The sequence below is a fragment of the Nitrospirota bacterium genome, from assembly GCA_035516965.1.
Lineage (GTDB): Bacteria > Nitrospirota > UBA9217 > UBA9217 > UBA9217 > MHEA01.
Map to the genome: position 1 here is coordinate 1 of DATIZR010000113.1, position 8,688 is coordinate 8,688.

Genomic DNA, 8,688 nt, shown 5'->3' on the forward strand with positions numbered 1-8,688 from the left:
TACGCTTGTGCCCGTCTCGCCGGGCGAGTCCGAAAAGAGCCTGAAGCGCAGAGCAGAGGTCTATCTGCACAATCTGCCCGACACTGCGGTCCTGTCCGAAGAGTACGACCTTTCAAGCTTCCTCGCGGACTGGCTCGGCTCCTACGGCCCGGTCCGGAAGCAGGAGGTGCAGCATCTCCTGGGCGTCACGCCCGAGCGGCTCGATGAGGCGATCGAACCCCTGATCGAGGCGCAGAGCGTGATTATGGACCGCTTCGGAGAGGAGAGCGCAGAACTTGAGATCTGCGACACCCGGAACCTCGAGATGCTGCTGCGCATGGCTCGCCGCTATCGCCAGCCGGCATTCGAGGCGCTTCCCCGGGGACACCTTGTCCTGTTCCTCGCGGCGTTCCAGGGCGTGATCCCGCGCGGGGAGAGCCGGGAGGACCTGCAGCAGCGGCTGGAACAGCTCTTCGGGTGGCCCGCGCCGGCCGACGAATGGGAAGAGCACCTGCTCCCCTCCCGGATGCGGCAGTACCGCAGCGAATGGCTTGACGGCCTCATGGGCTCCAGCGATCTGATCTGGTTCGGCTGCGGCCGCAGGCGCATCAGCCTCGCCTTCGCAAGCGACCTCGAGCTTTTCCGGACGGACCATGAGCCCGATCAGGCCGGGGACGCCGGCGACCTCGAGCACCTGATCCCGGACCGGCGCGGCAGGTTCAGCTTCTTCGAGATCGCCGAACGGTCCCATCTTGATACGGAGCGCGCCACGGAACTGCTCTGGAAGGAAGCATGGAAAGGGAATGTGACGAGCGATTCCTTTCGCCCGGTCCGGAGGGGTGTCCTGACAGGATTCAAGGCCGCTGTCTTCCGGGAAGAGCCGAGGCTCGCTTCGAGAAGGTCGGGGTTCAACCGGTGGAACGCATCGCGGCCGGTCGAGGGGCACTGGCTCCGGATCGACGCTCCTCCCCGGCAGCGGGACATCCTCGAAGACGAGGAACTGGCGAAGGACCGGGCGCGCCAGGTCCTCCGTCGTTACGGCGTTATCTTCCGGGAACTGCTGGCGAACGAGTTGCCGTCCCTCCGGTGGCGGGCGATCTTCAGATCCCTGCGCCTCATGGAGATGTCCGGAGAGGTCCTGTCCGGCTATTTTTTCGAAGGCATCAGAGGCCCGCAGTTTATTTCCCCGGACGCGCTCCGGATGCTCCGTGAGCCGCTGCCTCAGGATGCCGTGTTCTGGATCAGCGCCATCGACCCCGTTTCGCTCTGCGGCCTTGCCCTGGAGAGCTCTCAAGGGCTTCCCAGCCGCATTCCTTCGAACCAGCTGGTATATCACGGAACCCGGCTGGTCATGATATCCAGACGGCTCGGCAGGAGCCTCGATATTTTCGTGGACCCCGACGATGCCGGCCTGCCCGACTACTTCGGCATGTTCAAGGAACTTCTTTCCCGTGAGTTCAACCCGCCCCGGAAGGTCACGGTCGAGACGATCAATGGACAGACCGCCGGCAGCAGTCCCTACGCAGGAGCGCTCAGGCAGATCGGATTCCGTTCATCCCGAAACGTGCTTGAGCTGTGGAAGGAGTATTAACGGGGAATTCCGGATCTCAACCAACAATTCCGCGTTGATCTGAGACCTCAATGAGCTGATCATAAGTCGGGCTGGATATTCGTATTCGATATTATGTATCGGGATGCTGTTGCCGGAATTTAAGGGTTTTTCTCCAAGAAAAACAGCATTTCTCTTGATTTGCAGCTATCTTCCGGATATAATTCATTTCAGTCTCTTTTTTTCTTTCCTGCGGTTTATCCCGAGGCATTTTCTATGGCAGAAAAAAAGTTTGAGGACGCGCTTGCGAGGCTCGAGGAGATCGTCAAAGAGCTCGAATCAGGCGACCTGTCGCTTGACCTTTCCCTGAAGCTGTTCGAAGAGGGCGTCAAGCTCTCCCGGATTTGCAACAAGCGGTTGGAGGAAGCCGAGCGCCGGGTTGAAGTGCTGCTTAAGGACAAGGCCGGCATCGTGACCGCACAACCGTTCCGGGAAGAGGAAGAGTAGGCCGCCGTCATGGACATCAAGGGATACCTGGCAAGAAAAAAGGACGTTGTCGACCGGACGCTTCAGAAACTGGTCCCGAATGAGAAGACCTTCCCGCCAGCCGTGCATGAGGCCATGCGCTACAGCCTGTTCGCCGGCGGGAAGCGCGTGCGGCCCATCCTGGCCTTAGCGGCAGCCGAGGCGCTCGGCGCGAAGACCACGGACCTGCTGCCGATCGCGGCCTCGCTGGAGCTCATCCATACCTACTCGCTCATCCACGACGACCTTCCGGCCATGGACAACGACGATTTTCGCCGGGGAAGGCCCACGTGCCACAAGGTGTACGGCGAGGCGATCGCGATCCTGGCGGGCGACGGCCTGCTGAACCTGGCGTTCGAAGTGCTCTCCCATCCCCGGAGAACCAGGGCAATCCCCGCGAGCCGGCTGATCACGATCACCAGGGAGATCGCAACGGCCTCGGGCGTCTTCGGGATGATCGGCGGACAGGTCGTGGACATCCAGTCCGAGGGCCGGGAGGTCGATTTCCCGACGCTGGAATACATCCACACCCACAAGACAGGCGCCCTGATCCGGTCATCGGTCCGCGCGGGCGCGCTGTACGCCAGGGCGGGGAAGCGCCAGTTCGCCGCATTGACCCGCTACGGAGAGATGGTGGGGCTCGCGTTCCAGATCGCAGACGACATCCTCGACATCACCGGCAAGCAGGAGGAGATCGGTAAGGACGTGGGCAGTGATATAAAAAAGGGGAAGAAGACCTTCCCGAGCTTCTACGGGCTTCAGGAGTCGCGGCGCAGGGCAGGGGAGGTCGCGGACAGGGCTCTGGCGGCTCTCAAGGATTTCGACCGGAAAGCCGACCCGCTCAGAGAGCTGGCGAAGTACATCATCAATAGAGTAAATTAAATTCCCGCTGTGAGATAACTGATTCCGGAAATTTCGATATCCCGGCACCGAAGCTTGAGAAGTTCGAGTTCTGATGCCTGGGATGTACTGGGACCTGAATCTTGTAATTTGGCTTTCCTATGAGGTAACCATGATTCTCGACAAAGTGAACAGCGCGCAGGACCTGAGGATGCTTCCGGAGGAAGAACTGCCGGAGCTGGCTTCCGAGGTCCGCGGAGAGATCATCGACGTCGTGTCCAAGACAGGGGGGCATCTCGCTTCGAGCCTCGGCGTCGTGGACCTGACGATCGCCCTCCACTATGCCTTCGACACTCCGAAGGACCGCATTGTCTGGGACGTGGGCCATCAGGCCTATGCCCACAAGATCCTGACGGGACGCCGCGCCGAGTTCCCGACGCTCCGGCAGTACGGCGGCATCAGCGGCTTCCCCAAACGGGAGGAGAGCCCGGCGGACCATTTCGACGTGGGCCATGCCAGCACGTCCATTTCCGCGGCCCTGGGCATGATCGCGGCGCGGGACATCAAGGGCGAGGACTTCCGCGTGATCGCGGTCATCGGCGACGGCTCCATATCGGCGGGGCTCGCCTTCGAGGGGCTGAACCAGGCCGGGCATCTGAAAAAGAACCTCGTCGTCATCCTGAACGACAACGAGATGTCCATTTCGCCCAACGTGGGCGCGCTGTCATCCTACCTCAGCAGGCTCATGACCGGGAACTTTTACACGAAGCTGCGGCTGGAGACCAAGCACTTCCTCCAGGGCATTCCCAAGGTCGGCGAGGCCATGTTCAACCTGGCGAAGAGGACGGAGGACTCCATCAAGGGGCTGGTGGCGCCGGGCATGCTGTTCGAGGACCTTGGCTTCCAGTATGTGGGGCCCATCGACGGGCACAATATCGACCACCTGCTCCAGACCTTTCACAACATCAAGGACTTCACCTGGCCGGTGCTCGTGCACGTGGTCACGAAGAAGGGCAAGGGCTGCGAGTTCGCCGAGTGCAGCCCGTCTCAGTTCCACGGCACGCCGCCCTTCGACCGGGAAACGGGAAAGGCGAAGAAAAAGCAGGCGGTCTTGAGCTATACCGAGGTCTTCGGCCAGACCCTGATCAAGCTGGCCGAGGACAACGACCGGATCGTCGCTATTTCCGCGGCCATGTCCGAAGGCACCGGTCTCGACAAGTTCTCCGAGAAGTTTCCCGGCCGGTTCTTTGACGTGGGGATCGCCGAGTCGCACGGCGTCACCTTCGCCTGCGGGCTCGCCGTCGAGGGAATGCACCCCGTTGCGGCCATCTACTCCACGTTCACCCAGCGCGCCTACGACCAGGTGGTCCACGACCTTTGTCTCCAGAACCTGCCGGTCACGCTTGCGCTCGACCGGGCGGGTCTCGTGGGAGAGGACGGACCCACACACCACGGCGTGTTCGATCTGGCCTATCTGCGCCACGTGCCGAACATCGTGGTCATGGCGCCCAAGGACGAGAACGAACTGCAGCACATGATCAAGACCGCGGTCGAGCATCCCGGGCCGACGGCGGTGCGCTATCCCCGCGGGACCGGCTACGGCGTTCCCATGGACCAAGAGATCAAGACCCTCGAGATCGGCAGGGGGGAGCTGTTGCGCGACGGCAGTGATGTCGCCGTCATCGCGATCGGCAATATGGTCTATCCATCGATGGAAGCGGCGAGGCGGCTTGCGGCGGAAGGAGTGTCGGTGGCCGTGGTGAATGCGCGCTTCGTAAAGCCTCTCGACGAAGAGCTCCTGCTCCAGGTCGCGAGGGCTGCGGGCAGGATCGTGACCGTGGAGGAGCATGCGCTCCTGGGCGGCTTTGGAAGTGCCGTGCTGGAATGCCTCGACACAAGGGGCGTAACGGGGGTCAAGAGCCATCGCATCGGCCTTCCCGATTCCTACATAGAACACGGCACGCAGGCGGTACTCCGGAAGAAATACGGTCTGGACGCGGACGGCATCTACCAGTCGGTCAGGGATTTTCTCGACCGATCGCGGCTCAAGTCTGTCGCCCCCGTGGCGTCGGTGGCCTCACTCAAAGCAAAGGACGCGTAAGAAGTGCGGGTTTCTGGATGTCCTTCGCAATTACTCTCTCCCCAGAAGGACGAGGGTAATTTTTTTTGACCGCTTCTTCTTCCTTTTTTCCCGCCACTTTCCCACAAGTTGTATAGTTAGGAGAAGTTGAAACCGTTCCCTGCGGCCTCTGCACCATTTCTGCTACACTTAAAATAAAGAGACTCGAAGACAAAGAGCCGATCGGAATTCCTGCGGAGATGCTTCATGCTCGCCAGAATGTCAAAGGTCGAGATCGTCGGGCCGAAGGGAATGCTGCAGGATGTGCTTACCCTCCTCGGGCAGTTGAAGGTCCTCGAGATCGAACCGGAACCTGTCGATATCGCGGAAGGAGGGAGAGGGGAAGAGGTCAGGCCTTTTCTCCATGATGAGCGGGAACGCGCATTGTTCGAACGTCTCTTTCTGGATGATCTGCGGCGCAAGATCGATCAGCTCTTTACCTACCTCCCCTCGGCTGCCGTAAGGACAAGCTATATCGAACCTCAGCCGATCCTCGGTACCATTCTCCATACGATAGAAAAGCATCTCCAGGAGGCCAGGACGCTTCACGAAGAAAAAGCACGGCTCATAAGTGAAGAAAAGGAACTCGGCCGGTTTGCGGATTTTTTGAGCACCTTAGAGTCGCTCTTCCGGCTCGCGCATACGCCGCCGAGCTTCGATATTATCGGGCTTACGATCAAGGACCAGACCGGCGTCGAACATATCCGGGCGGAACTTGAGAAATTGACGAATGGGAATTTCAAAATGTATACCGTTCCGGCAGGAGACGGAACGCTCGCCGGCATGATCACCATAGAAAAGAACATCTCGGAATCCGTGAGCAAGACGCTGACCCGGGAGCGTGTTCCGGAGCTGGAGTTCCCTCCTGTGTTCGACGACCTCTCCCTTCCCGAGAAGATCACGTATCTGGAAGCAAAGTCCCTGGAGGTATCGATGAAGGCTGAGGCCGTGGACCGGGAGCTTGCGGACTTGGGCCGTCGCTGGATGCCGATCTATCGGCGCGTTCAGGAGTGGGTGGATGAGCGGATCTCGCTTCTGGTTGCGACAGCCTCCGTCTGCCAGACAAAACTATGCTTTTTCGTCCGCGGCTGGATGCTTGCCGATGATGTGGCAAGGCTGAAAGCCCAGCTGGAAGCATCCTTCGGCATGGAGGTCGTTCTGGAGGAGCAGCACGTACGCGAGAAGGAGCTCGAGCATGCCCCCGTCGTCCTGATGAACCCCCCCTACTTCAGGCCCTTTGAGCTCTTCGGAAGGCTGCTCCCGCTTCCCGCGTACACCTCCTTTGATCCCACGCCGTTCATCGGCATCTTTTTCCCCGTTTTCTTCGGTATGATCCTCGGCGACGCCGGATACGGCGTTCTTCTCGCGGTCCTAGCCGTCGTGTTGCGCAAACGCTATAAGACGAACAAGGATATACGGGATGCTTCCCAGGTCCTGCTTATATCATCGGCGTATACGGTCCTGTTCGGTCTGCTGTACGGCGAATTCTTCGGCGACCTCGGCACCAGGCTCTTCGGACTCGAGCCGCTTCTGGTCGAGCGCAGGACCGCGATCGTGCCCATGATTATTTTTGCGCTCTCCGCGGGAGTGGTGCATATCCTGCTCGGCCTCGTCCTCGGGGTGATCACGGCGTTCAGGAAGCATGTTCGGAGGGAAGGCATTTATAAGCTGCTGAACATCGTTATCATTCTCTGCATGATTGCCGTGTTTGCCTCCTTCTTCGGCTTCTTCCCCAAGCTGCTCTCCCGGCCAATCATCATCGCCATTCTGGTCATGACGCCGTTCCTGTTCTTTACCGGCGGCATCCTGGCGCCGCTCGAGCTGCTCAAGAGCATCGGCAACATCATCTCCTATGTCAGGATCATGGCGATCGGACTGACGTCGGTCCTTCTCGCCTATGTGGCGAACAGGCTTGCCGGCGAGATGGGAGACGTTGTCATCGGGGTCGCGGTTGCAGCACTGTTGCACATTCTCAACATCGTTCTCGGCGTCTTCTCGCCCACCATCCACTCTCTCAGGCTGCACTACGTGGAGTTCTTCAGCAAGTTCGTGGAGAGGGGAGGGAGGAAGTTCGAGCCCCTCGGGAAGTAGGGAATGCCCGACCCGGGCAGTTCTCCGCCCTGCAGGATGCAGCAGAATCTCCTTGCCATTGCTTATCCCTTCCGATACTATTTCTGCTGGATTTGAGCATGACCACCGAAAACAAAAGAGAGAAGCCGGAGAAGCTCCGTCTCGACCGTCTCCTCGTTGACCGCGGCATGGCAGAGAGCCGCGAGAAGGCGCAGGCGCTGATCGGCGCCGGACAGGTCTTGGTGAACGGCCAGAAGCAGGACAAGGCGGGATCGCCCGTGTCTGCTGATGCAGAGGTCCGGATTATCGGCGACTCCCTTCCCTACGTGAGCAGGGGAGGGCTGAAGCTCGAGGCCGCCCTCAGGGAGTTCCCCGTCCGGGTCGAGGGGATGACTGCGCTGGATGTAGGTGCCTCGACGGGCGGCTTTACGGATTGCCTCCTCCAGCACGGTTGCAAGAAGGTTTATGCCGTGGACGTGGGCTACGGCCAGATGGCGTGGAAACTCAGACAGGACCCGCGGGTTGTCGTGATCGAGCGCACCAACATCAGGGCTATGGAACCTTCGCTCATTCCCGTGCCAATCGACATCGTTGTCATTGATGCATCATTCATCTCGCTCGAAAAGGTCGTCCCCTCGGTCATGAGGTTCCTCAACCCCGGAGCAGACCTCATCGCGCTCATCAAGCCCCAGTTCGAAGTCGGAAGGGAGCAAGTGGGGAAAGGCGGGATCGTGCGGGACGATGCTGCAAGGAATGCCGCCGTTGAGCGGATCAGGAACTTCATCGCCAGCCTCGGTTTCGAGGTGAAAGGCGTCACTCCGTCGCCCATCACCGGGCAGGACGGGAATGTGGAGTATTTGATCTACGCTGTACGTCACCCATAGGCCACCCATCCCGTGACGGAATCTTTCAATTCAATCCAACGAATCTGCCGCCCACTCCAACAATACTTTCCGAAGAGGGGGAATGTATTACCCGGACGACTACGGAATGCCTATTCGTAAAATGTATATTCTGAGATAGTTGTTAAAAAAAATACTACTTCTGAATTACTTGACGAATTACATTTCTCTCTGCAAACATGTTGGAAGTCTCCCCTTTTTTCCTTTTCTTGCGCGATTACTTATATATAGGTAGAATTCCGAGCCATTTATCAAAAAAAAATCGGCTTGACAATCTAAAATATTTATGCTACTTTTTGTTCATTGATACTGCCTTTTTCTCCTCGGTAATACTGTCTAAATACTGCCTGGTTTATCCAAAATCCCATCAAACGCTTGAAACAGGTCTTTCGTGTTATGCAGTTAAATGTAGGTTTATTAAGCACTTCAGGCACGATTTGTCCTCCGAAAGGGTAAACCCATCGTAAGGTGGGGGCACAAAGTCTTCGGGTCCTGTAAACACATAGACACAGGACGGCCGGGCTGCCGGAGCACTTCCACCATGGAGGACGTAATGAAAATGTCCAAATTAAGCATCATCCTTGTCGCTGCAGCCGCGATCGTATTCGGCCTGAGCGGACTCAGCTTCGCATTCCATAGCGGCGGCGTCGCCGAATGTACGGGTTGCCATGAAATGCACGGCGCGAACAGCTCCCCCCTGCTCA

6 protein-coding genes and 1 riboswitch are annotated in these 8,688 nt (G+C 58.8%); all 6 genes read left to right on the forward strand.

From position 1 onward, the window contains the following. Positions 1–1,570: ATP-dependent helicase (locus tag VL197_16300; GenBank protein HUJ19548.1), on the forward strand; the 1,570-nt coding region annotated here is incomplete at its 5' end. 234 nt (positions 1,571–1,804) lie between these two features. Continuing rightward, positions 1,805–2,035, forward strand: coding sequence for an exodeoxyribonuclease VII small subunit (gene xseB / locus VL197_16305; GenBank protein ID HUJ19549.1), 231 nt, complete (start codon positions 1,805–1,807; stop codon positions 2,033–2,035). A gap of 9 nt (positions 2,036–2,044) precedes the next feature. Further along, a complete protein-coding gene (locus VL197_16310) occupies positions 2,045–2,935 on the forward strand; it encodes a farnesyl diphosphate synthase (GenBank protein HUJ19550.1) in 891 nt (296 codons plus the stop codon). 130 nt (positions 2,936–3,065) lie between these two features. After that, positions 3,066–4,994: a 1-deoxy-D-xylulose-5-phosphate synthase gene (dxs, locus tag VL197_16315; GenBank protein ID HUJ19551.1), complete on the forward strand. Its 1,929-nt coding sequence runs from the start codon at positions 3,066–3,068 to the stop codon at positions 4,992–4,994. 225 nt (positions 4,995–5,219) lie between these two features. Then, the gene (locus VL197_16320; GenBank protein ID HUJ19552.1) at positions 5,220–7,103 is read left to right on the forward strand and encodes an ATPase; all 1,884 of its coding nucleotides are present in this window, start codon (positions 5,220–5,222) and stop codon (positions 7,101–7,103) included. A 98-nt stretch (positions 7,104–7,201) separates the two neighbouring features. Continuing rightward, positions 7,202–7,966: a TlyA family RNA methyltransferase gene (locus VL197_16325; GenBank protein ID HUJ19553.1), complete on the forward strand. Its 765-nt coding sequence runs from the start codon at positions 7,202–7,204 to the stop codon at positions 7,964–7,966. A gap of 459 nt (positions 7,967–8,425) precedes the next feature. Next, positions 8,426–8,514, forward strand: a riboswitch (cyclic di-GMP riboswitch). Positions 8,515–8,688 lie beyond the last annotated feature (174 nt).